General features: G+C 41.4%; 21 protein-coding genes. 5 read left to right on the plus strand and 16 right to left on the minus strand.

What is annotated here, in order from left to right:
* Positions 1 to 11: 11 nt before the first annotated feature.
* From FNH22_RS00320 to FNH22_RS00370, 11 genes are all read right to left on the minus strand, one after another.
* The gene (locus tag FNH22_RS00320; protein ID WP_143396293.1) at positions 12 to 233 is read right to left on the minus strand and encodes a hypothetical protein; all 222 of its coding nucleotides are present in this window, start codon (positions 231 to 233) and stop codon (positions 12 to 14) included.
* Between the two features lie 291 nt (positions 234 to 524).
* A complete protein-coding gene (locus FNH22_RS00325) occupies positions 525 to 1,484 on the minus strand; it encodes a threonine/serine dehydratase (RefSeq protein ID WP_143396294.1) in 960 nt (319 codons plus the stop codon).
* 299 nt (positions 1,485 to 1,783) lie between these two features.
* Positions 1,784 to 2,626 carry a maleylpyruvate isomerase N-terminal domain-containing protein gene (locus tag FNH22_RS00330; protein ID WP_143396295.1) on the minus strand — a complete coding sequence of 281 codons (843 nt, stop codon included), beginning with the start codon at positions 2,624 to 2,626 and terminating at the stop codon, positions 1,784 to 1,786.
* 586 nt (positions 2,627 to 3,212) lie between these two features.
* Positions 3,213 to 3,539: a GIY-YIG nuclease family protein gene (locus tag FNH22_RS00335; protein WP_370513156.1), complete on the minus strand. Its 327-nt coding sequence runs from the start codon at positions 3,537 to 3,539 to the stop codon at positions 3,213 to 3,215.
* Positions 3,540 to 4,044: 505 nt separating this feature from the next.
* On the minus strand, positions 4,045 to 4,458 hold the full coding sequence (locus tag FNH22_RS00340; RefSeq protein ID WP_143396296.1) for a hypothetical protein: 414 nt from the start codon (positions 4,456 to 4,458) through the stop codon (positions 4,045 to 4,047).
* A gap of 100 nt (positions 4,459 to 4,558) precedes the next feature.
* Complete coding sequence (locus FNH22_RS00345) at positions 4,559 to 5,257, minus strand: cyclase family protein (protein WP_143396297.1); 699 nt, start codon at positions 5,255 to 5,257, stop codon at positions 4,559 to 4,561.
* Positions 5,258 to 5,276: 19 nt separating this feature from the next.
* Positions 5,277 to 5,729, minus strand: a complete 453-nt coding sequence (locus FNH22_RS00350) for a pyridoxamine 5'-phosphate oxidase family protein (protein ID WP_143396298.1) — start codon at positions 5,727 to 5,729, stop codon at positions 5,277 to 5,279.
* 5 nt (positions 5,730 to 5,734) lie between these two features.
* Entirely contained in the window at positions 5,735 to 6,172 is a 438-nt protein-coding gene (locus FNH22_RS00355; protein ID WP_143396299.1) for a hypothetical protein, read from the minus strand.
* A 128-nt stretch (positions 6,173 to 6,300) separates the two neighbouring features.
* Positions 6,301 to 7,200 carry a PD40 domain-containing protein gene (locus FNH22_RS00360; RefSeq protein WP_143396300.1) on the minus strand — a complete coding sequence of 300 codons (900 nt, stop codon included), beginning with the start codon at positions 7,198 to 7,200 and terminating at the stop codon, positions 6,301 to 6,303.
* Between the two features lie 743 nt (positions 7,201 to 7,943).
* On the minus strand, positions 7,944 to 8,444 hold the full coding sequence (locus FNH22_RS00365) for a DinB family protein (protein WP_143396301.1): 501 nt from the start codon (positions 8,442 to 8,444) through the stop codon (positions 7,944 to 7,946).
* Between the two features lie 33 nt (positions 8,445 to 8,477).
* Entirely contained in the window at positions 8,478 to 9,569 is a 1,092-nt protein-coding gene (locus tag FNH22_RS00370) for an SGNH/GDSL hydrolase family protein (RefSeq protein ID WP_143396302.1), read from the minus strand.
* 212 nt (positions 9,570 to 9,781) lie between these two features.
* Here FNH22_RS00370 and FNH22_RS00375 point away from each other — a divergent pair, with 212 nt between their 5' ends.
* A complete protein-coding gene (locus FNH22_RS00375) occupies positions 9,782 to 10,321 on the plus strand; it encodes a hypothetical protein (RefSeq protein ID WP_143396303.1) in 540 nt (179 codons plus the stop codon).
* A 464-nt stretch (positions 10,322 to 10,785) separates the two neighbouring features.
* Complete coding sequence (locus FNH22_RS00380; RefSeq protein WP_143396304.1) at positions 10,786 to 12,717, plus strand: right-handed parallel beta-helix repeat-containing protein; 1,932 nt, start codon at positions 10,786 to 10,788, stop codon at positions 12,715 to 12,717.
* Positions 12,718 to 12,793: 76 nt separating this feature from the next.
* Here the strand turns inward: FNH22_RS00380 and FNH22_RS00385 are convergent, their stop codons facing one another.
* Positions 12,794 to 13,048: a hypothetical protein gene (locus FNH22_RS00385; protein WP_143396305.1), complete on the minus strand. Its 255-nt coding sequence runs from the start codon at positions 13,046 to 13,048 to the stop codon at positions 12,794 to 12,796.
* 355 nt (positions 13,049 to 13,403) lie between these two features.
* Complete coding sequence (locus FNH22_RS00390; RefSeq protein ID WP_143396306.1) at positions 13,404 to 13,790, minus strand: nuclear transport factor 2 family protein; 387 nt, start codon at positions 13,788 to 13,790, stop codon at positions 13,404 to 13,406.
* A gap of 439 nt (positions 13,791 to 14,229) precedes the next feature.
* Between FNH22_RS00390 and FNH22_RS00395 the strand changes: the two genes are divergently transcribed.
* The 3 genes from FNH22_RS00395 to FNH22_RS00405 are packed head-to-tail and all read left to right on the plus strand — an operon-like array spanning position 14,230 to position 17,354.
* The gene (locus FNH22_RS00395) at positions 14,230 to 14,712 is read left to right on the plus strand and encodes a T9SS type A sorting domain-containing protein (RefSeq protein WP_143396307.1); all 483 of its coding nucleotides are present in this window, start codon (positions 14,230 to 14,232) and stop codon (positions 14,710 to 14,712) included.
* A gap of 3 nt (positions 14,713 to 14,715) precedes the next feature.
* Complete coding sequence (locus tag FNH22_RS00400; protein WP_143396308.1) at positions 14,716 to 15,399, plus strand: hypothetical protein; 684 nt, start codon at positions 14,716 to 14,718, stop codon at positions 15,397 to 15,399.
* A 20-nt stretch (positions 15,400 to 15,419) separates the two neighbouring features.
* Complete coding sequence (locus FNH22_RS00405; protein WP_143396309.1) at positions 15,420 to 17,354, plus strand: hypothetical protein; 1,935 nt, start codon at positions 15,420 to 15,422, stop codon at positions 17,352 to 17,354.
* A gap of 291 nt (positions 17,355 to 17,645) precedes the next feature.
* On the opposite strand, the gene FNH22_RS00410 is transcribed toward FNH22_RS00405, so the two are convergent.
* The 3 genes from FNH22_RS00410 to FNH22_RS00420 form a co-directional block, all read right to left on the minus strand.
* Positions 17,646 to 18,188 carry an NUDIX hydrolase gene (locus FNH22_RS00410; protein WP_143396310.1) on the minus strand — a complete coding sequence of 181 codons (543 nt, stop codon included), beginning with the start codon at positions 18,186 to 18,188 and terminating at the stop codon, positions 17,646 to 17,648.
* Between the two features lie 75 nt (positions 18,189 to 18,263).
* Positions 18,264 to 19,439 (minus strand): PQQ-dependent sugar dehydrogenase, encoded by a 1,176-nt coding sequence (locus tag FNH22_RS00415; protein ID WP_143396311.1) that lies wholly within the window; start codon positions 19,437 to 19,439, stop codon positions 18,264 to 18,266.
* Between the two features lie 98 nt (positions 19,440 to 19,537).
* The gene (locus FNH22_RS00420; protein WP_143396312.1) at positions 19,538 to 20,551 is read right to left on the minus strand and encodes an AraC family transcriptional regulator; all 1,014 of its coding nucleotides are present in this window, start codon (positions 20,549 to 20,551) and stop codon (positions 19,538 to 19,540) included.
* Between the last annotated feature and the right edge of the window lie 32 nt (positions 20,552 to 20,583).

Raw genomic sequence — 20,583 nt, forward strand, 5'->3', positions numbered from 1 at the left:
TGTACTTTATTTTAATTGAGAATCAACGTCTCAAAGTGTCGTCTACCGTCCAACATTTTAATGCACACTAATCGCTCATTAAATGAGGTTAGAAAAAGGGGATTGATCGTCTCGAAATCCTCTTCTATATGATAACCGGTATCCACTATTCCTGAAATAGGAAAATTCAAAAAATGATTATCACAAAGAAGTCCTTCTTTTGTTACGACCATGTCCTTACCCCGCTTTTCCATGTTTATAAGTTTTATTCAAAAGTATGAAGTGTAACGGTCTGAATAAATACGTCATAAATCGTAATCTTTCTACGTGTTTTCGCGTAGACATGCGCATAAGTGTATCCCTATAATCCTATAAAATCATCAAATATCAGGATCCGAAGATTTTAAATCTGAAATAGTCTATAATTCTTATCGGGAGTAGACTAGGGGGTGTTTTTAGTAATTAAAGGTGTTTTTATTTACTATTTATTATAAATAGTACGCGAATCTTACATGCACAAGTGTCTGTATTTCAGATACTTAGAATTAATTGAAAGGCAAATTTGTGAGGTCTACGTTACCCCCGGAAAACACAATAGCAACATGTTGACCGGCAAACCGATCCCTGTTTTTAAGTAAGGCAGCCACAGGTACAGCGCATGAAGGCTCTATAATGATCTTCATTCTTTCCCAAACCAGTCGCATAGCGCTCACAATCTCTTTGTCGTTGACCAGAAGAATATCAGACACATGTTTTTGAATGATGCCGAATGGTTTTTCTCCAAGTGATGTCCGGAGTCCATCGGCAATGGTATCCGGAGCTGTCTGAGGAATTAGTTGGCCGGTAGTAAAAGACCTCCAGGCATCATCTGCTCCCTCAGGTTCAGTACCTATAACTTTAGTATGATCAGAAAAATAATGAGCAGACAAGGCTGTACCACTCAGCAAACCACCGCCACCTACAGGAGTCAGGATGACATCAGGCGTCATTTCAAGATCTTCTAATAATTCTTTGGCACAAGTCGCTTGTCCGGCTATTACACGGTAGTCATTATAAGGATGTAAAAATACAGCTCCTGTTTTTTCCACCACACGTTGCAAAGTAAGCTCTCTGGCTTCAAGACTGGAATCACAGGTGATCACCTCACCTCCATAATCCTCCACCGCTGCTTTCTTGATGGCTGTAGCAGATTCAGGCATAACGATGTAAGCTTTCGCAGCGACGATACCGGCGGCATAGGCCACTGCCTGGGCATGATTGCCGGAAGAATGGGTGGCCACTCCCCTTTTAACTTCTTCCTCAGATAGTGACAGTATAGCGTTCACTCCTCCCCTGGCTTTAAATGCACCTACTTTCTGGAAATTCTCACATTTAAAATGAATGTTGCAACCTGCTAATTGGTCAATATAGGTATTAGTAAGTATGGGAGTACGGTGGATATAAGGTTTGATCCTTTCGTGGGTTACACTGATGGCCTGACCGGAAGGCGTTTCTTTAAGCTGCATGAAGCGAATTTAACGCATTCTTCGATCAGTGTGTATCAGAGTATGAGCAAAATTACGATGGCCGTAACTACCCCGAGAACGATCAGTCCCAGTTCGACTCTGTTTTTCATGGGTTGTGATGTAATCATGACATGAATTTCGCCAGAAATAGATAGTGTGAAAAACAGAACACGCTGAACTGTAAAAAAACCGTACTGAACCGGGTAATTGTATCACTGAAGCTGCGGGAAATATTCAAAGAACATCTGAGATCCAGATAGTAAATGGCTCTATTTGAATCGACAGCTGTTCAAAAGACATCACGCCATAAAAGAAACCATTTGCAGAACACGTTCCGAAAATGCCCTGTTTCCATCCAATGTCACATTTTGAAGAATGTAGTCCGGTCTAACGCTCTTTGAGAATAATTTCCATGCATCTTCGGGTGCCAGTGTAACTTCTGCGCTGTATTTGCTCAAGGCAGGGTCTCGTATCAATTCCCATTGACCCTTTTTAAATTGTACCATCCATGAACCGCCGGCATCTCCTGTGACCGACACTTTTACCGTATCATTTTCTTTGGCATCCACATCTTTGAAAGTGTAAGGTAATGCCAGCATACAAATGTCTAAAAATGGACGGTAATAGGCATCTGTCATCAATCCCATCAGACCCACCGCATCCCTTATCTGCTGTTGATGAAGAAATTTTTCCGTATACTCCCGTGCGATATGCATCCAGTTTTTACTTTCTTCTTCACCTGCCCATGCCACAGCATATGCTGCTTTGTCGTATGGATCTAGTGTAGCATAATATTCACAGAAAAGTGGGCCGGTAATTTTTAACATGAGTATGAGTATGTCAGGACTCACTCTTTTCATGGCCTTTACCCAATCTGCGTTCAATTGATTCAAATAATCAAGCAGGTCCTGGTAAGATTGAATGTTTACCACTTCTCCCTGGTGTTTGTCTCTTAAAGAAGATAGTATGCGAATATTACCGTCCAGTAAATGTGCCGCCACATCTTTCACCGTCCAGAGTTTTGCAACGGTAGGTTTAGACCAGTCCTCCGGTGAAAGGTTTTCCAGGAGTTCTATTAGTTTTTTATCCAGTTCAGGGAGTTTATGAACAATCTCAAGGAGGTCATCAGAGGGTGAGTGCATGATACTTTTTAAAGAAAGTTAACGATTTATTATTTCAGGGTGGTTGTTTGAATTTCAAAATTACTCTTTATAAACCTATCTGTTATATCTGCCTGGATACTTATCAACCAGTCCGAAATATGTATTGTGCAGTTATCTGAGGAAAAATCGGCTCATACTAACTTACAACCTGAATTTGGTATAAAAAAACAGAAGAGAACGATCTGAGAGTCCGTCAATTGGCGGAGATTTAGGGTGAAAAAAGCATCGCCCGCCTTCAGAAGTCGTACGGAGGGCAGCAGTCCCTCATTCAGGGGTTGTATTTCATAATGTCGCAATTAGTTTTCATTTACGAAGTCATGTCGCAACGTAGTGAAGACATCTTCCATTTAGAAAGAATGTGGTGGACTTGCTATGGGGCAAAGATTTCTTCGCTTTGCTACGAAATGACTAACTCATTATAATGCGCATATAAAATCCGGAGGTCATCCCGCAGGGACCCTTTCAGCAGCGAAGGCCATCTGAGAATGCTTTAACGACCTGAATGTTAAGTTTTACAGTAGGCATCTTTACCCTGCTGCAAATCCATACCAATGACTTCCTTTAATTAACGAGCTGTCACATCAGGGTGGGGCGGCCAATCCGTTATTTCATTATTAAGAAAATACCAATCAGGGTTTTGAGTAGCTATGAGCGCTTCTTTTTTAGCACGAGTCCAATTTTTAATTTCCTTTTCTCTTTCAATGGCACCCATCTCAGTGTGATGCCCTTCGAAGTAAATCAGGTGATAACAGAAATACCTTCCGGCAAAAGTTTTCGAATGACCACGATTTAAATAATGTTCGATTATTCTTGACGCTAAATCGTTGGTCATACCGGTGTACAATACCTTTTTCTTCGGATGGGTTACGATATACACAAAAAACGGTTTCACGTTAATGAATATAGACTTTGACTTGCTTTGCTGCAAGGATTCCCACGGATGACTTCGTGGTTTTAAGAACGATTCTGCTCATTTAAGTCATGCCGTAGGCAACTTTGCCATCCTTACAAATTCGAATAGTTTCTTGAAGTACGACTTTCTTCATGGTAAAGACTAATTCGGAATGAAACTGGAAGAAGAAATTTTGCATTTCAAATGTAGATAGATAAACCATGGTACAATATGCCAACCTACCTCATGAATTTGTATGCCTTTGCAGGCTCTCGCTAAACACAAATGCGACAATTTAAAATGCATCCTAATTCAAGAGATTGCCGAGGCTTACCAGGCAGGCTCGCAAATCACGTTTTTTGGATGACGCTATTTCATTTATATCGAACTCAGGTTTATACATTCCTTACCCTGATCAAGATTATTTCACTTTTTCTTTTAAATTATATAATAATGCCTGATCCCCCTGTATCCTCAATAGATTCAACCTGAAGCACGGGAAAACTCACATCAATAACCTCTCAATCCTGGCCATTTTATCCATTCTGTCAAACGACACTGTTTTAGTAATCTCATCCGCCAGTTCCAGTAATTCTACCGCTTTTTCCAGCTTCAATGTAGCAGTATGCGGATCATTTTCTATAGTGCTGTGTCCAATCTCGGCCAAATACTCCGAAAGATCTTCTAAATGGTGGGCCGTAAATTTCCTGTATTCCAAAAAAGTGCGTAGTTGTTCTTTGGTAAGTGTAAGCATTTTAGCTACGTCAATATCCACCTCACTGACCAATTGCCGGTCTGCCAGTTCTATTCCCTCGTTTACCTTACCTTCAGACTTTAATCTGAGGAAATCAGACAGGACCTTTCCCAGGGCTTTTCCCAATCGCTCTATTTCGTCTTTTATCAGGTCTCTTTGCTCCATGCTGTACGAGTTATTGCGTTGAGGTAAACGGTATTATCATAGCGAAGGTTTGGCTACTATGCGCACACGTACATCTGATAAACTACAAACTACATCACACCTATTGATCTTCAAATATCGCCACAGCCCTGACGGGCGATCCGGTTCCACCTCTTATTTTTAAAGGCAACGCTATAAAGCGAAAACGCCCGCGCCCCACTAACAGATGTAAATTGATCATATTTTCATAATGTGTGAAGCCCAACTCTCCGCAAACATGGTGGACTTCTTTGTTTGAAACACCCGGAACGCCGGGTGACATGGTCTCAACACCAAAAGCAGCTATCCCCTGTTCTCCCAGCCAACGGGCTGCATCGACCGTAATGCCCGGACCATTTCCCCAGTCATCACCACCATATGTCTTTCTATAATGGTCAGTATAAAGCAATACTGTATCTCCTCGTTTTATATTGACCTTGCCTTCAATACATGCCGCTTCAATCTCTGATGTCGTAATCAGCTCTTTCAGCCCTTTATATGAAAAATCCAGGCAAATGCCCTCCGTATAAAACATAGCCAGTGGCATGGTATCAATGGATTGTCCCTTAAAAGCTTTACCCATATGGTTTAGTGCATCCACATGGGTGCCCGTATGTTCACTCATTTCCAGCTTGTAAACACTTGGCGTAGCTTCATCAGTGTCAGTAATACCGTCCCATTGTTCATGGGTACTATGGACACCTATGGTTACCCCGGGAAGGCTTTTATATACGGGCATCCCTGAAAAGATTTCCTGACTCAAATCAATGATCTCGCTCATCTTCGTTATTTCTGTTATTTCAAAGGTTATATGATTTTCTGGCCCTCTCAATTTGTTGTTCCACCGTTGTATCGGGATACAGGACATATCGTGGCGCTATGATTGGTTTTACACTATTTACTGACACCGCTGTGATGGATGCAAATGGAAATTTGCCTCCGGTCATCTTTAAAAGGACTTTTTCCATTTCCTTAAATTCCGGATCCGTCTCTTTTATGATCTCTGCTGTCCCTTTTATTTGGGACCCTTTTTGCACCAACACATCAATAAAACTGATACATACATTACTATTCTGCTGTATGTTTTTTACCGTTTGGGGAGAGGCGATGTTGGCAACTATGATACGATCTGGTCCATAGTAAGTAAATATTTCCTTGGGAGAAACATTGGGCAGATTGTCTTTCGATGCGGTGGCCAACCAACATAAAACGCTTTGATCAACATACTTTTTTATCTCTGGGGTAAGCATCATTGGTCTTATAATACTCCTGTTTTTATATCCACAGAAGAAAAGTCTTCTCTTTCTATAGGCCCGTCATTCAACCTTTGAAGCATGGAGATCTGTCCTATATGTGTTAAAATATCGGAAAATGGTCCCTGAAGCAGTCTTTTTGAATAGTCAATACCCAACTCCTTATCGGAAAGTGTTTTGTCCAGGGTTTTTAGTTCAGCAATAAATCTTTCGATTTCAAGGGTAAGACTTAATCTTTCAGGAGTTCCCTTTTTTCTCTGCTCTCTTTCTATAAAAAACCGGGTAGCGCTTAATACATCATACATATGATGAATAATTTCATTGGTACTTCTACTTCCTTTTCCAAGGCTGAAACCACCAAAGCTATCTTCAGCATTTCGTACAGATTTTTGAAACCGGTAATTGATCGTAGCCAGGGTATGTCTTAAGTATTCATTATTCATTTATCACTCATTTAAAAGTCAGCAAAGGCATTAAGTAGTCCATTGTATGGATTCATTAGTTCAGTCGTATCCTGGTTTGTAATTCTCAAATTCTTTTTCATAGTTGTCCGCTGGTATATCAGCATGGCCTACTCCTTGATAAATGTTTTGGCAGACACCCAGTTAATACTCCAACTTCCTGTATCACCCTGTTGTTCTTCCGCATAAAACAGGAACTGCTCATCGGGAGTAATGTATGGATTTCCTTGCCCTTTTCTATTGATCTGTGCAGGTAGCCTGACCGGTTCGGACCATTTGTTTTCACCATTTTTATAACAAATATTCAACTCCAGGGACTCCTTTACCAGGGCAAACAAGATATAATTACCTTCAGGGGATACGTAGGGGGTGCACTTCATCAAATCTCCATAAAATGGTATATTGAGTTTTTTTGCCTCCTCATACCTTCCATTAACAAGCATAGAATAATAAATATCCATATCACTATAATCGATATTACTGGCATGAAAATACAGTGTGCCATCTTTAGTCACTGTAGGATGGGAAACTAATTTCTCTTTTAAATTCGGAAAATCGACAAATTCCGGGGTTGTCCATTTTCCATCCTGTTTTTCAGATTTCCAAATGTGCCAGGTAGAAGGTATGGCCTCATCTTTGACAGGCCGTGTAGAACTGAAAAACAATGTATTACCATCTGCAGAAAAACTCATTCCATGTTCATTGTATTCCGTATTGAAAAAAGCATTTCGAGGTTCAGACCAGCTGTCATTGATTTTTTTGATGCATTTGACATCAAAACCTGAAAAATTCTTATCTGAAATCGTGTAATAATATTCATTCATATCCGGCGAAAAAATACCACGATGGATCAATACATCTTTTGGTACCAATTCAGGTTTAAATGCTATGGGAAAATCACCGGGAACCTTGTCCACAAAATACGTATCATTCATATTAATTTCATGATGCTTGTTATGGCAACCGGTCAAAACCAGGGTAAGCACTAACAAAATGTAATCTTGTTTCATTTCAGTGTGGCAGGCGAGTCACATTAAATCGTTATTGCAGGTCCTAACTTCACCATTAATTAAAACATTTATTGAATTAGGGCCAAAAAACTTCAGAAATATACGCTTACAACACCTAATGATACTCTGGCGAGATGAGATCGAAAACACTCAGGCAGGGTTCGCCAGGACGTTTTTAACCCTGGACCGGATAGCAACGCTTTTCTTCTCGCGAGGATGGGTGCTGAACACATCATGCATCCGGGTAATTTGGTCGTTGGTAAAAACATCCATCACCTTTTCCACTCACGGTTAAAATACCCCAAGGAATGTCTCATTTCATAGGTTGGGGATCTGGCGGGTTCATTTATTTGAAGTACTCGTCCGAACGCTCTCGATCCGAAGAATTAAACAGGACAACAAGGGAGGAGTGTACGCCCAATTCCACGTACTTGTCAGATGTTTTGAAACGCTTGTTGAATCCTTCGACAGAAATTGATGCACATTAGAGGAGTCAGACACATTGAAATAAGTGCGGGCATTTGGATCATTATCACATCCTCCAAGTAAAAGAGTGATTAATCCTAAGGCAGGAATAGGACGTATCATGTTTTTATGATTTAAGGGCTATTCTTAAGGATGCTCTTTACAGGTCAAAGGTTGCAATGAAAAGGTCGGAACTATTGAATATCTTTCGGTTAAACACGCTGAACTACAAACCTTTTTTGTTCGAATTGTAAAAAAGTAGCCTTACGATCACCGTCTCATACTTTTGACTTTTGTATCACTTCTTCTGAAGTTAATCCAAATATGGGAGGTGTACTAACCCCTAACATGGCCAGGTAAGTATATAAAACACCTCTATGGTGGATCTCGTGTTCAACCATAGCCCTTAACAATTTCCATACGGTTATTTTATACCCACCGGGTGTTTCACATTTCTTGTTCAGGTCCTCCTTTTCCAGTTGGGCCAGAATTTCAATCGTTTCAATATGCAACGCACTATATAAGCCAATTATATCTTTAGAGCCCTTCGCAAAATCCTCTCCGCACCCTGTGTACAAACTTGGCTTCAATTGAACATTCTCTGCATACATAAATCTCTCAGTAAGCGCAAGATGCCTTATGATGTCCCCAATGGTAAACTTTCCTTTTTTAGGTGTCCATTCCATTTTTTCAGCGGGAATACACTCAAATAATCTACTCGTACGCTCTTTTATCCTGGCATAATAGTTCAAAAAACTGTCAATGTCTGTTATTTCCATTTTGTTATTGTTGGTTGTACCCTTTATTATTGATCACCAATTTATATTTTCTTCTATGAATTGGACCAGACCGTCAGCCATATCTTGTTGTTCTTTTATAGAAGGATGGCCGGGAGTATTTTTGAAAGGCATAAAATGAGTGTAAATCTTACTATCATTTAAATTATCCACCGCTTGCTCAATATAGTCTGTCCATTTTGACCCTACTCTGGTTGCATCCATATTCCCCAGCGCACATATAATATGTGTATCCGGATAGTGTCCTCTAATAATAGCCACAAATTTTTGATAGGCATTTATTATATCGTCATCATCAGGGGCAGTATCTCCGAAATTCGCCTTGAACTCAGCCCGTTCCGGCATGTTGACCAACCAGGAGTCATTCTGAAATAAATTGATAACGACAATATCAGGTGTATAAAGGGAAAAATCCCATTTACTGGCCGTATCAGAAGGCACCAAACGATCATACATTTCAGGCATGATCAGCGGAGCCCAACTTATCATGATCCCGATACCGCTTTTACATATACATTGATATTCAGCGTCGAAATGCCTGGCCGTAATAGCGGAATAGCTACGATAGTTATTGGTAAAAGTGCTATCAGGAGAATCTTTGCCTGAAAGATCCTCCACAGCATAACCTGCGGTAATTGAATTTCCATAGAATTCAATTTTTCTTTTTTTGTCCATGGGGCCCGGAAGTAATTTTGCATTTCCCGTGATCCGAAAACCATAAAACACTGTTTTGCCTCTTTCCCATTCTGTACGCTTGAAGATCTCAACCGTATGCTTCCCTTCAGGTAATGATTGGGTCAATAAATAATACCTCTTAACTGTGTCAGGTCTTAAGATGAACAGACTATCATCATCTACGATAATATTGTAATAGTTATCCCCTTTATCATCCTGTAGTAAAGCAGCAATGGATTCCCCTTCAAAATTGATCTTTATACTTGTCCCTGACCAATGCAACCCGGCACCTTGAACCCAGGAGGTGTCAATTCTTCCGGAATAGGCAATTTCCGGATTGGAGTAATCAATGAACAGGTCTTTTTTATCTGTACAGCTGAGCGCAAAAAACAGGCTTACCAGAAGGGCAATCGTTCTGCCAAATGATATCATAGCGTAATTTTTATTTCTTAACTCCAATATACACGATTACAAACTCATATGATCAGAAACAATGCTTCGCCACACATAGCGTCCACTTTACTTTCATATGTTTATTACCGTCAAATCAGGTATTGCTAATATATCATCCACAAAAACTACTTAAATTAGGACTATAATGACCAGAGTTCTTACCGTTAAAAATGGTGTAAAAGATTAAAATCATGTTGTATAATATGCACATATCTTACATTATGAAGCTACTGGTGCCGCTCTTGACAGTCTTTTTTGCGGTACCTTTTCTTACCTCCTGTGGAGACGATAGTGAGAATGCGGATTTTGAATGTGCCGATACCCGCATCAAGTTCAACACGGCGGTCGTAGAATGCAACAACCTGGTCATCAGCAACGAATCCGGTGGAGAGGCCCCTTATACCTATTCGATAGATACCCGAAATTTTCAGTCTGAAGCTGTTTTTGAGGACCTGCCTGCTAAATCCTATACGGTCAGCGTGAAAGATATGAATAGCTGCTCGGGCATTCTGAGTGTTACCATTATCAATAGCCTGGCCATAAATGCTGTTGTGGATGCTTCCAACATCACCGTTTCGGCCTCAGGGGGCAAAGAACCTTATACGTATGCCATAGATGAAAAAGGTTTTCAAATTGAAGCTACCTTCACAAATCTTCCCGCAGGTACGTATAAAATGAGTGTGAAAGATGATTTAGGATGTGTAACTACAACCGATGCAATAATAGGCTAGGTTTACATGAAAATTCATTTTGAGACTTACGGGGATGGGCTGAGTGCGAAGGGCTTGGAGCATAGTGTATGCTGGATGCTAGGGACTGGGTGCTGGGTGACAGTTTTTGTAGAAAACCATTGTTCGGTGGGTTAGCAATAAGCAACAAGCAGTGGGCAATTTGAGTGTGATATAAAATTTTACCTACTACGGCCTTATTATCGGTGAATTGTTATGTTCACGGTCAATAATGGTTGAAAAATACAGCCATAACACTGGTACATCTTATTTCATTCAAATGAATTACACTTTTCATTCCAAGGTCAGTCAAATTTGCCAGGGGTTATCCAATTCAAATTTATTTTAACCAAACGCGACCTGGTCCGGTAATATTCTTGTCAGTCCCATTTGGTTACGTTTACTACTATCCCGGTATCTAATTCAGTAAACTTTATGTCTAAAAGTAACACTTCTCCTATGCCAATATGAAGCAACCTCTCCACTTTCTGCTTGTCTCAATAGTATGGCTTACTATTTCCTGTGGTGAAGATGACGATCCGTCAATTACGGAAACAATTAATCAGGACCAACCTGAAAATATCATTACCACACCATGTGATTTTGACTTATCTCAAATTAATGCGAATTCCAGTGTCATCATTGATTGTGTCCTGGACCTTCAGCAAGAGACCGTCAACCTACCTGACAACGTAAATTTTGAGTTTGAAGGAGGCGACGTAATCAACGGCAAACTGGTATTCTCTGGAGGTACCATTGACGGAAGGCTTTTAAGTTCTAAACTGGAAGTCGAGGGTGATGTAACACTGAAAGATCCTACTTTCAAATTCTATGCTATAAGATGGGATGTAAAGGAAGGAATTACCACTTCAGATATTGCTTTTCAAAATACTGCTACTTTAGAGAAAGTGATGTTCATGACAAAGAAGTTAGGTGCCACCACTTTTACCATTGATAAATTCGATGCCTATTTTGAAGTAACCAGGGTTACCAGCACAAGTAACCTCAATTTCTATCCTTCATTGGAGGCGGTGAACATCCCTTCTGATTTTAACCTCGTCATGACCGAAAATACACACTTAAGGATATTTCCGGCCGATACTCATGAAAGAGAAGGAGGCGGCATACTTGCCGTGAGAGATGCCGCTAACATAACCGTAACAGGAGGTACTCTGCATGGTGACAGAGATGAGCGAGTTTATTCTCCCGATGACAATGGACTGGAAGGTAGTCATCTTTTCCTGATCCACTCAGGACGAAACATTACCATAGAAAGCATGACGTTTGAAAATGGTTCGAAAGGAACATTTTCCATCGCCTCGTTCGGTTTTTCTTTTAACCCGGACTACAACCCTACTACCAGGGTCACCATAAAAAATTGTATGATTAAAGATTCACGGAGAATGGCCATAGCGCTCACCGATGGTCGTGATATTCTAATAGAAGGAAATACTTTTATCAATACCGGGCAGCCTTCGGCAAACTCGGATGGGGGCGAAGTGGGCTATGCCATCAATATCGAACCCGTCAGAACAAGAGACGCAGAAGGAGATCTTAAAGAGTACCAAAAAGTTTTTGATGTGCTTATCAAGGGAAATACAGAAACCAATAGTAGAGGGGGGTTTGTTACTCTGACCATTGGACAAGATATTACAGTAGAAGATAATGACATAGGGAGTCGCGCCGTATACTCCCTGGTTTCCGGCGCTAAAATCATCAATAATCGATTCAAAGCATCAGGCAAGGCGGAAGAGAGTTGGGCGATATTTGCCGCGGGTAGCGGGCCGACTGTATTTAACAACGAGATTGCCGGTAACACGATAGAAGGTTATAGCCTGGGCATTGCCACGAGCTCATATGATGCATTTGTACATGACAATACAATCAAAGACTGTGGAGGTGGCCTGCAAATCAGCAAAGCTTTCAATTCGCGTTTTTATAATAACAAAATTGACGTTTCGGGTAACGGAATAATGGCTACCAATACCTACAATGATAACATAGAAGTAAAAGGAAATGAGGTTACTTCAGGTAGTTTTCATGTGTATTTTGTTCAGATTAATAATAAGGAGGGTCAGGAAGATTATAGCATGCTATTGGATGACAATACATTTAAGGGTACAAGAAAAGCCAGCTTTTCCAATGCCAACGGTCTAATCTTCAAAAACAATGATGTAACAGGTGGTATTGAAATGGGCAACCTCACCAGGGTGACCTTATCCGGTAATACTGTCCGGCCTAATGAAAGTAGCGGCATCAGGCTGTATAACTCACATGAGAGTGTATCTATTATGGATAACACGATCTATGAACCCACAGGCGCAGAACGATTCAAATGCATTCAAAACGATTCAAGCACTCCGGCTGGATTAACGATATCCTTAAATACTTGTAATTAAGGGATATAGACAATGAGGCCTTCGTAGTAGGGTCCGTTTAAACAAGGAAAAACTCTTTTGGAAACTGTATCCAAGCTCATTTTTTTGCCCTTAAGTCAATGGAACTTCTAGTCGGGTCTTCAGAAGAGTATCTGACCGATAGGACGCTATCTTTGGAATTCATGACTTTCCTAAGTTTGTAGCGATTTACTTCTGTAGCGAGTAAAACATCAGCCTGCTCGAAAAACAAGCTATCTACTTCATAGACGTACTTTATTTCATAATGATCAACGGTTACTCTGCTTCCCAGCCTGGTTTGTTTGATCTGGGTCTTCTTTTCAACCTTTATCAATTAGACCACTTGTATAAGCATCGTATCTGGATAATCTATGGTAATCATATAAGTCAGGATAGAAGAAATATACTCCAAGAAAAATAATGATACAGATAGGAACCACAATAGTCGTAAGGATCTTTTTGGTTTCCCACAGGTGATAAAATCTGACTTCTTTAGCCACTTCTAATCATCTTAAAAGTGATGTCACTGAATACTTAAAAGACAACCACTGGTTAGGCCCCAAGAAACAAGAAAGGGTGTTCCAACAAATAAAACACTGATTGCTACTTTCATGGTTCATAACCTGATTTCAATAGTTAATATCAAATTTGACATTCATCGCATCATCCTGTTGATAGCTTAAGTACTCTCAGGTAATAACGGTTTGGTCAAACCATGAAATATCAGCATACACACGCCAATCATAAATTTTCTTTCCTCTAAACCGGTATATATCCGTGCATGGAATGGAAATAACTTTCTCATCGGCCAACCTTTGAAAAAAGGAGGTCACTTCTACCACCAGGACGTGGTCCTGCTCTGCCACCAGATGAATTTCATGACCTTTCCATAGCACCAGAGCGTTTTGCCATAGCATATATTGCTTTAAACCCTCAACACCATGTGCCACTGGTTTATTGGCAACTTTATACTTAAAATCGTCGGTAAAATACACCGCTAACTGGTCCCATTTTTTCATCCCGACGTCTTCTTCCATCTTTTTCACGCACTCAAAAAGCTTAGATCTGTTGTCCATGATGGGTTCTTTTTTCAATAAGTCAAATGTACGATCATTCGTTCAACACTTTCAGACCGATCAATGGATTTTTACCTGAGAAAGAAGAAGAAAGCCTGACTAATCAGATGCGGATAGACGTCTTCGACTTTTATAATGCATTACTATCGTTGTTACATAAAATGAGCAATTGACAGGTGCTAGCTGAAAAATTTACTTGCAATTCCCATTTCAATCATGAAAATACTTCACTCTCAAGTGGATAAGATCGTGATTTATTCAATTGTCCACTGAATTGTCCATTGCTATTTCATCCCGGCACTTTGGAATTTTCTTACTTTCCAGCTTGAAATAAAACGCTTATTTCAATTTCAAAGTCGTTAGCAGTCAATTGATAACTGAACAAACTTTCCGATTGAAGTAAGTGAAATTTTAATATATCTATACCCCTTAATTTAAAATGTATTTTAAAAAGATCTTAACACTATTTCTGCTAAGCCTGGCTACCACGCTTTCGGCACAGGAATATACCTCACGCGTAATGTTGGGCGCAGCAGGCGCTCCTATAAAGGCCAATCATGCTCTATCAGGTTATCAAAGTATCGGACAAACCGGTGTCATCGGATTGTCCCGTTCTCATCGTTTTTCTTTACGGCAAGGGTTCCTTCAACCCAATATCATCCACTCAGAAGACTTGGACTCCAAACTGACCTGTTCCGTTTATCCTAACCCATTTTCAACGGACGTATCCATCTCAATAGAGGGCGGCAATAAGGACCTTGAGGTTTCGATATATGATACTATGGGAAAGACAGTTTACGCAGATTCTTTTGGTTCTACATCAACGCTTCAGTTGGCTTTATCCTTTCTTGATATCGGAATATACGTCCTTAATGTGCAGTCCGGATCAAAAACATTCCACTCACTTTTGATAAAAGAGTAACCTATGCATCGAATACTTTGGATCTTATTCACCTTTTTCTGTAGCATGGCAAGTGCTCAACAGATCTTTCTGGAAGCAGGAAAATCACTCTCTATCTTCGATTATAAAAATTCAGAGGGAGAAGGGCCGGAAAATTTCAGACCCGGATCGAATACTGTTATGGGAGCAGGGCTTAGAATACAACTCTCCAGGAACATCCCCTCCTTACATGGGCTTTTTGGCATCTATAACAATCAATACAGCGCTTCGGGCAGTGACACTACCTACCGAAATACGTATCAATGGGACGTAAACTATGCATCGGTAAACCTGGGTTTTGACTTTGAGTTCATAAGAAGCCAAAACCTGACGGAGCGCAGGCGAGGTCTCACCACTTATCTCAGAGTAATGGGGTCTTCCGAATTCTTGTTCCAGGGTAATCAAACCATTAATGGTCAGAGGTATGACCTTGTAAAGGAGGAACAATTTGACAGGCCTTTCATTTTTTTACGGGGTGGCCTGGGCAGTACCTATTGTGTGTCTAAAGACCTGGCCCTGTTTCTTCAGTACATGGGAGGTTTGAGTGTCGGGGCCATCGGTAAAGATAACGGGGACGGCGAAGAGCTTCGGATCATCACACACCAGGTGGGTTTAGGAATGATCATCAGCCTCGGGGGTTGTGACTACTGCTATACCGGATTTCGTTAAACAAGCCATTTTCGCTCATTATGAAAAAAATACTTAGTCTTTTACTTATCACTTTTAGCGCAGGTCATGTATTTGGTCAGACCCATGGGATCACCTATCAGGCCGTTGTCATAGATGAAAATGCACAGGAAATCCCGGGTATTGACATCCAGGGAAATGTACTGCCCAATCACCCGTTAACGGTACGATTTACCATTCTCAATGAATCTGGTGAAATAGACTACCAGGAAGATCATGCTACTGAGACCGACAAGTATGGCATGATCTACCTCGCCATTGGCAGCGGCGTACTCACGGCCCAAAGTCCAGATATATTCAGGGAGATCAGCTGGGATGGCACGGCCAAAAGCCTGGAGGTTGAGATCAGCCTGGGCGAAACACCGGGCGAATTCATAGAATTCAGCGAACAGGAATTATATTTTGTCCCTTATGCCTTTCACCGGAATATTACCGCTACCGGCACACTGATGGTAGAGGATAGTACTACACTGAACAATGTGCTGACCGTCAATGCACCGTCCATTTTGCATGGTGAAACGACTATTAATGACACCCTGGAGGTAAATGCTTCGTCATTCATGAACGGAGAGGTATTCATCAATGATGTACTGGAAGTGAACGCCCCGGGATTCATGAACGGTGAGGTCACTATTAATGACGTGTTGGAAGTAAATGCTCCGGGATTCATCAACGGTCAGGTCACTATTTCAGCAGAGGTAGGAGGAGGACAAGACCAGTATAACGCCTATCCCCTGCAGGTAGAGGGCAGCAACCAAGGCATAGCCATCCGGGTGAACGGCTCACGAGACGCTGAAAACAACTTCATTTCTTTCTGGGATGAACAGGATATGCAGGGACGAATAGAGGGACAGACCAGCAGCGATCTAATTCGTGAACCTGAATATATTTATGATAAGGCTCTTTTTGGTGCAAGAACCTTACTTCAAGTGGCAAACACAGGCATTGCTGTAGGCGCTGCTGCAATTGATCCGGGAAACGCGGCTATAGAGGCTGCCAATGCATTAGCTCTGACTGCTGAAATAACCGCTTACGAATTTTTTGCCCGTTCGAACCTCGGGGTCACCTACGAATCCTCCTCAGGAGATTATGCGGAATGGCTACCACGCCTGGATCCGGAGGAGCGGATAGAAGCGGGGCAGGTTGTAGGGGTATTTGGTGGAAAGATAACCAAGGTGACCGAAGGGGCAGAGCAGGTCATGGTAGTCTCAAAAAAACCCATTGTACTCGGTAATATGCCCCCGGCAGGCATAGATAAAGACCAATGTGAAATGGTAGGTTTTATGGGGCAGGTCCAGGTCTGGGTGATGGGGAAAGTACAAAAAGGAGATTACATTGTTTCATATGCCAGCGGCAGTGGTTTTGGAAAGGCCGTTGCGCCCGAAGAACTCACGCTGGAGGTACTGGACAAAATCGTTGGCCGGTCATGGGCCGGCAGTGATCATGATGGTGTCAATCTTATCAATACGGTTATTGGCGTCGAAACCAATCAACTGATACCCATCGTTGGAATACAGCAAAAGAAAATAACGGCATTGGAACAAGAGATTGTCAGGCTAAAAAAAGAAACAGATCACGAACGCAACGTATTGATGACCCTCGTACCAGGTTACAAAGAGGCGTTAGAAAGCCAGGCGGTAAAGCAGGAAATGGAATCAAGGACTATCCCTGAAGAGAAGGAGGCTGTTCAGAAAATGGAAACACCTCCTGCTTTTACCAAAAGTTATGTTGCCCCACAAGAAATCACCAAAGAACAGGTACTGGAAATATTTCAACAAGTAGAGCAACGATTGAAGGCCCAGGGTATTGAGACTGAAACGTCACCTATACTTCAAAAAATAAAAAATGATCCTGACTACCTGAAAAAAACGATTGATGGTATCATGAAAATGTTTGAAAATACACCGGTGGGCGGATCACCAAATACGGTTCGTTGATCTCTATTTTGGCTTTATAATATGTTTGGGAGACTCTTACTCTTACAAGGATAATTGCTCCTGATAGTTTTGTGGGTTAAGCTTTCATTTGTTCTGGTAATTCAAATTGAGCTTAACCCCCTAACTGTCAATTTTGGTCACCAGGTTTGTTGAAAAAGGGCTGTGCATTGCCTAGATGCTGGACGCTGGTGACTGGATGCTGGTAAATAAGGCAAAAATCCGTTTGGCAATGAATTTTAGCTACTTAATCATCGCCTTACACTTAACTTAACACTGGGTTAGCCGTCCGATTTACCTCAAAGGATAAAAATCCTCCAGAATTTTGTAAAGGACAGTATCTTCTTCTTTGTAGAGATAAAACGCTCCTCCCCAAAGGGTGGAAGTATCTTCAATTATTTTCGAAGCCATCAAGCTATAAACACTTTCATTTTTCAAAGCGATCACCTCCGTCTCAGACATCCATTTTACCTCCTCCCATCCCTCCAATGGTCTGATTTTTCCCCCGGTGTATTTCGCCAGGTAAAACATTCTCAACGCTGCCGGGGTAGTGTAACTGTATTTGAATGAGAAAACACCAGCTAACTTAGGGCTGGATATCCTGACGCCCATATTACTTGCCAATGCATCCAAAGATTCATTATAGGTCTCTGATTTGTTAAACCGTAAAGGAGGAACACTCCATTTTCCTCCGTATTTCGCCATTAAGATCTCTTTATTATCGTTACAAATAATGAGTCTTTTAATGATGTAGTTATCCGCTGGGTTTTTCTTTTCCTGCGCAAATACGACAGTAGTCAGACAGGTGATAAACAGGACTTTCAATAGTTTAGTCATACTAGTAAATAATTAATCAGTAAAATTCAATGTATTATGGTCTGAAGTGGACGCTATTCTTTAACAGGCATGGCCCTAAAACGTCTCAGGATAACTCACGGCTGCATTCTTGATCCTGACTATTTTCCCATTAGGCTCATCCGTAAGCATGTACAACTTTCCTTCCGGGCTTTGGGCTATTTTCCTAGAGCGGACCCGGCTATCTAAAAACAGTTCTTCAGCACTTTTGATGACATCTTTTTCTATTCTGAACCGCCAAAAGCTACCTCGGCTCAAACCAGGTACCAACAGGTCATTTTTCCATTCCGGAAACTCGTCCCCCGTGTAAAAGGTGAGCCCTGTAGGTGCAACAGTATGGGGCCAATACCAGGTAGGTGGTGTTAGATCTACTTCGAGCTTAGGAGGTACGTAATCTTTGCTTCGAAGCTCACCACTGGTGGTTAACGGCCAACCGTAATTGGCGCCAGGTTTTAACAAATTTATTTCGTCTCCCCGAATGGTTCCATGTTCACTAAACCATAGATTCCCATATACCGGCTGCATAGCAATACCCTGTGCGGCTCGTATCCCTAATGCGTAAAGACCGGGTACGGCCCCTTCTCCAAAATCAGGATTGTCTTTCGGGACCCTTCCATCTGAGTTGAAACGATAGATCTTCCCTCGCTTATCTTTCACATCTTGTGCAATGGGTATTTCAGGTTCATCTTTCTCCCAAAAGAGACGTTCCCCCACCGTAATGTATAGCTTGCCATCGGCACCGAATACCATGCCTCCTCCGTAGTGATAGTATTCGCGAGTGAATGGGCCTGCCTCCAGTATGGTGATAACATCATGTAGTGATGTGCCATCCAACCTGGCCCGGACCACTTTCGTAGTGGTGCCTTCCCCTGACCGTTTTGCTGCGTATGACAGGTAGATGTAAGCGTTAGTATCAAAGTCAGGATGAATTACCACTTCAAAAATGCCCGAATTATCACCATGCCGCTTGATCCGGATACTATCTGTAAGGTCTGTCGGGAACCCCTGAATTACCTGTTTTGCTTTGGTTGACAAATTTACCTTTACCAGGTCACCGTCTTTTTCAGTCACCAGGGCTTCTTCTTCTGATAAAAAGGCAATACTCCAGGGATGTTTAAGCCCGTTAAATACTACTTCTTTTACGGGAAGCGCTTTTGGGAGTACTTCCTTTGGTCGTTCTATTCTTCCACAGCATACCAGGGTCATTAGTGTAAACAGGATCGGTCGATACATCTTTCTGATTTTATTTATGACCGCAACATCCAAAAGATTAGACTAAAAGCTTTTAAAGAACATGATCTTTAAAACAAAAAAGTGTATTCAGTACTTCATCAGACCGTGAAAAATCGATAACGATATTCAGAAGGTGTCATGCGGGTTGCAGCCTTAAAAGTCAAGTTAAACGAAGTGACGTTTCCAAAACCACAATCGAAGGCCACCGTAGCTATCTTTTCTTGCCGGTAATCCGGAGCGGCCAGAAGGGTTTTGGCCTTCTCTATGCGGTAATGGTTCACAAACTCAGAAAAATTCTTTTGCTCATGTTCATTAATGGCTTGTGAAATATCTCTGGAAGGAACGGAAAGTTTTTCTGCCACATCCTTTAATGATATGTTACTATCAAGGTAAGTTTCTTCTTTTTCAAACAAGCCTTTGACACGCTGCAAAAGTTTTTTTGAAGTACTCCGGTCCAGGTTGGAGCGCGTATATTTTTCAAGTGTAAAAACGTGCCGTTTTAACAGCAGGTATGAAAACAAATAGACCAAAAAGGAAAAGGATATCGCGCCCAAAATATAGAATGGGATAACCCTGACAAATATCCCCATATAAAGCAGCCATATCACGCTTACACCCGTCACAACAACACGATACCACTGCAAGAGCTTTGGGGCCGCCTCTTGTGAGATTTTTACAAGGTAACCCCAGGACATACCGATATAAATTCCAAAATGAATAAATATCATTGAGAAAAAGAGGTAAGAAAGAAAGTCACCGCGGTTTGGTATTACTCCGCTCAATAACACAAAAAATATCCAGGGTATTAAATGCAAATAGTAAGGACGATCAAATGACTTCAGTTGCTTAAAAAGCGCTTTGCCATATAGCCAGAGAAAAGGACCCGTGATCAGGACACCCGACAACCCCAGATTACGGATCCAGGGCTCCAGAAAAATGTAGTTATAAACGATGGACTTCCCAATCCTGACGGTAAGGCCCAGCAGCACCAGGCCCAGAAACCGATTAGCGAGCCGATTACCTTCTTTCAATGTGAAAAGGTAAAAGCACAAAAAAACAGCCTGGGCTATACCCAGACAGCTTAGTACGAGTATGAAACTCTTTTCAATCATTTTAATCTGATCAGTAGGGACCAGCAATACAC

The organism is Fulvivirga sp. M361 (assembly GCF_007097395.1).
Taxonomy (GTDB): Bacteria; Bacteroidota; Bacteroidia; order Cytophagales; family Cyclobacteriaceae; genus Fulvivirga.

Bases quoted from the DNA above. Each gene is read 5' to 3' on its own strand.
- FNH22_RS00320 (WP_143396293.1), bottom strand. From the start codon at position 233: ATGGAAAAGCGGGGTAAGGACATGGTCGTAACAAAAGAAGGACTTCTT.
- FNH22_RS00325 (WP_143396294.1), bottom strand. From the start codon at position 1,484: ATGCAGCTTAAAGAAACGCCTTCCGGTCAGGCCATCAGTGTAACCCAC.
- FNH22_RS00330 (WP_143396295.1), bottom strand. From the start codon at position 2,626: ATGCACTCACCCTCTGATGACCTCCTTGAGATTGTTCATAAACTCCCT.
- FNH22_RS00340 (WP_143396296.1), bottom strand. From the start codon at position 4,458: ATGGAGCAAAGAGACCTGATAAAAGACGAAATAGAGCGATTGGGAAAA.
- FNH22_RS00345 (WP_143396297.1), bottom strand. From the start codon at position 5,257: ATGAGCGAGATCATTGATTTGAGTCAGGAAATCTTTTCAGGGATGCCC.
- FNH22_RS00350 (WP_143396298.1), bottom strand. From the start codon at position 5,729: ATGATGCTTACCCCAGAGATAAAAAAGTATGTTGATCAAAGCGTTTTA.
- FNH22_RS00355 (WP_143396299.1), bottom strand. From the start codon at position 6,172: ATGAATAATGAATACTTAAGACATACCCTGGCTACGATCAATTACCGG.
- FNH22_RS00360 (WP_143396300.1), bottom strand. From the start codon at position 7,200: ATGAAACAAGATTACATTTTGTTAGTGCTTACCCTGGTTTTGACCGGT.
- FNH22_RS00365 (WP_143396301.1), bottom strand. From the start codon at position 8,444: ATGGAAATAACAGACATTGACAGTTTTTTGAACTATTATGCCAGGATA.
- FNH22_RS00370 (WP_143396302.1), bottom strand. From the start codon at position 9,569: ATGATATCATTTGGCAGAACGATTGCCCTTCTGGTAAGCCTGTTTTTT.
- FNH22_RS00375 (WP_143396303.1), top strand. From the start codon at position 9,782: ATGTTGTATAATATGCACATATCTTACATTATGAAGCTACTGGTGCCG.
- FNH22_RS00380 (WP_143396304.1), top strand. From the start codon at position 10,786: ATGAAGCAACCTCTCCACTTTCTGCTTGTCTCAATAGTATGGCTTACT.
- FNH22_RS00390 (WP_143396306.1), bottom strand. From the start codon at position 13,790: ATGGACAACAGATCTAAGCTTTTTGAGTGCGTGAAAAAGATGGAAGAA.
- FNH22_RS00395 (WP_143396307.1), top strand. From the start codon at position 14,230: ATGTATTTTAAAAAGATCTTAACACTATTTCTGCTAAGCCTGGCTACC.
- FNH22_RS00400 (WP_143396308.1), top strand. From the start codon at position 14,716: ATGCATCGAATACTTTGGATCTTATTCACCTTTTTCTGTAGCATGGCA.
- FNH22_RS00405 (WP_143396309.1), top strand. From the start codon at position 15,420: ATGAAAAAAATACTTAGTCTTTTACTTATCACTTTTAGCGCAGGTCAT.
- FNH22_RS00410 (WP_143396310.1), bottom strand. From the start codon at position 18,188: ATGACTAAACTATTGAAAGTCCTGTTTATCACCTGTCTGACTACTGTC.
- FNH22_RS00415 (WP_143396311.1), bottom strand. From the start codon at position 19,439: ATGTATCGACCGATCCTGTTTACACTAATGACCCTGGTATGCTGTGGA.
- FNH22_RS00420 (WP_143396312.1), bottom strand. From the start codon at position 20,551: ATGATTGAAAAGAGTTTCATACTCGTACTAAGCTGTCTGGGTATAGCC.